The 2,026-nt window shown below is 42.7% G+C and carries 6 protein-coding genes; 4 read left to right on the top strand and 2 right to left on the bottom strand.

Features of this window, described 5'->3' with window-relative positions:
- The first annotated feature begins 182 nt into the window (after positions 1-182).
- The 4 genes from GVO62_RS19270 (at position 183) to GVO62_RS19255 (ending at position 1,340) form a co-directional block, all read left to right on the top strand.
- Complete coding sequence (locus tag GVO62_RS19270) at positions 183-416, top strand: ribbon-helix-helix domain-containing protein (RefSeq protein WP_159120627.1); 234 nt, start codon at positions 183-185, stop codon at positions 414-416.
- Positions 403-666, top strand: coding sequence for a type II toxin-antitoxin system RelE family toxin (locus GVO62_RS19265; RefSeq protein ID WP_012517121.1), 264 nt, complete (start codon positions 403-405; stop codon positions 664-666). Before GVO62_RS19270 ends, GVO62_RS19265 begins: the two co-directional genes overlap by 14 nt.
- 172 nt (positions 667-838) lie before the next feature.
- Entirely contained in the window at positions 839-1,096 is a 258-nt protein-coding gene (locus tag GVO62_RS19260) for a DUF4160 domain-containing protein (RefSeq protein WP_159120626.1), read from the top strand.
- Between the two features lie 4 nt (positions 1,097-1,100).
- Positions 1,101-1,340 carry a DUF2442 domain-containing protein gene (locus GVO62_RS19255; protein WP_159120625.1) on the top strand — a complete coding sequence of 80 codons (240 nt, stop codon included), beginning with the start codon at positions 1,101-1,103 and terminating at the stop codon, positions 1,338-1,340.
- A 100-nt stretch (positions 1,341-1,440) separates the two neighbouring features.
- Here GVO62_RS19255 and GVO62_RS19250 read toward each other — a convergent pair whose 3' ends face one another.
- Both GVO62_RS19250 and GVO62_RS19245 read right to left on the bottom strand, forming a co-directional pair.
- Positions 1,441-1,731, bottom strand: a complete 291-nt coding sequence (locus GVO62_RS19250; protein ID WP_159120624.1) for a type II toxin-antitoxin system RelE/ParE family toxin — start codon at positions 1,729-1,731, stop codon at positions 1,441-1,443.
- The gene (locus tag GVO62_RS19245; RefSeq protein WP_012518669.1) at positions 1,724-1,945 is read right to left on the bottom strand and encodes a TA system antitoxin ParD family protein; all 222 of its coding nucleotides are present in this window, start codon (positions 1,943-1,945) and stop codon (positions 1,724-1,726) included. The genes GVO62_RS19250 and GVO62_RS19245 overlap by 8 nt, the downstream gene beginning before the upstream one ends.
- Positions 1,946-2,026: the final 81 nt, after the last annotated feature.

Raw genomic sequence — 2,026 nt, 5'->3', positions numbered from 1 at the left:
ACAAGGCGCTTAACACGTGTGCCACTGCGTGCCACACTGGGACAGTAACGCAGCGGCGCTTCGCGATTATGCCGCTACGTCACTGCCCGTTAGCTTAGCGTTAGGTACTCTTGAGTAAAAATTAGCCCAACTGACATTTTAACGCTATAATGTTTTAATGTTACATAAATGGAGGCTTATTCATGAGTATTTTATCAAAACGATCAACTGTCTACTTCGAACCAGCAATTCATAATGCTTTGAAACTGCGGGCGGCATCATCAGATACCTCAATATCAGAACTGATTGATGAAGCAGTAAGACTCCTTATGAAAGAAGATCAAGAAGATTTGGCTGCGGTAAGACAAAGGGCCAAAGAGCCCGAAATCTCCTATGAGGACTTGCTAAACACTTTGGAAGCTGATGGAAAAATATAGCGTCACTTTCAAGAAGTCAGTAGCAAAAGATTTTAGGGCAATTCCCAAGTCGGACGTTAAAAAGATCCTCGCCAAAATTGATTTATTAGCTGAAAACCCGCGAAGGGATGGAGCAATTAAACTTAGTGGACTCGACTTGTATCGTATCCGGCAAGGTCTTTATAGAATAATTTATGAAATCCGAGAAAACGAGCTTGTAGTACAGGTGATAAAAGTCGGGCATCGCTCCGATGTTTATAAACGTACCTAACAACTCAATAAACTCACTCACTTCGTTCGCTGGGACGTATACAGGCGGGGCGGCTTCGCCATTATGCCCCACATGTCTGCGCCCCTTATTTAAAAGTTATGTGACTCACTTTTTCATTTCACGATAAACCGTATAGAATAGTACTTACGCCGTTTAAAGGAGCCAAACAACAATGCCCGTAATTAGCCGGTTCTATGGGATTATAATCGCAATGTATTTTAACGACCATAATCCTCCCCATTTTCATGCTAAATATTCTGGTTACGAGGCACTCTTTGGCTTTGACGGTTCAATACTTGAAGGAGCGCTTCCTAACAGAGCCACGAAATTCGTTCAGGAATGGCTTTCAGAGCATCGAGCCGAACTAGAAGAGAATTGGCATAAGGCTCAAAATGGCGAACCGTTAAACTACATTGCACCATTGGAGTAAAACTATGCTTCACGTTAGAAACGCAAAATATCTCGACGGCTTTAAACTATGGGTAACATTTGACGATGGTACAGCTGGCGAAGTCAATTTAGAAAACAAACTATCTGGCAGTGTCTTTGAACCGCTAAAGGACTCTTCTTTTTTCTCTAAAGTTGCTGTTGACCCAGAATTAGAGACAGTGGTTTGGCCGAATGGTGCCGACCTGGCACCTGAGTTCTTGAAACGTCACATAACAAAGCCCTAAAGTTCACTCCCTCCGGTCGCTGGGACGCATACACGCGGGGCGGCTACGCCATTATGCCCCACATGTCTGCGCCCCCTATTTAAAAGTTATACGCAATTGGTCAGAATAACTTTTTAACATCGCGATAAAAGTTTTCATGAGAGCCAAGTGCAATCAACTCAAGTATTACAGTGCCATCCTCGTAACTGTAGCCTAATAAGGTTAACTGCTTAACCATCTTGAACTTGTGCACGCGAAGAAAGGCCAGGTCGCCTTTTTTCTGCTCACCTAGAAGAGGATCGGCCATTAGTTCCTTAACGGCTTTATCCAAATCTTTTTTCTGATTCTGATGTAACTTCTTTACTGCTCTCTTAAAATTAGCTGTCTGTAAAACACTTGTAATCTTAGCCAAAATCGTAAGGCTCCAATTTTCCAGCCTCTTTTTCAGCTTTGGAAATAATTGCCTGTTTCACGAATTCGTAGGGCAAATCAGGGTTATCTTCCATCATTTCACCTATCTTTGCCCAATGCTCAATCTGTTTTGGCATAGTTCGATTTAGTGCTTTTCCCATAATTGTAGCTTTCTCAACTAGATCTTGGTCTAGTCTTACGCTCGCGGTTGCCATAATATGTCTCCTAATGGTTTCCCATCACATTGTAGCAATACGCTACAGATGTGGCAAATTGCGCATAATCGGGTAGCCGAA

The sequence above is a fragment of the Alteromonas sp. KUL150 genome (assembly GCF_009811475.1).
In the GTDB taxonomy this organism is placed as follows: Bacteria; Pseudomonadota; Gammaproteobacteria; order Enterobacterales; family Alteromonadaceae; genus Alteromonas; species Alteromonas gracilis.
The sequence above is the reverse complement of the archived record's forward strand: the minus strand, read 5'-3'. Positions and strand labels throughout refer to the sequence as shown.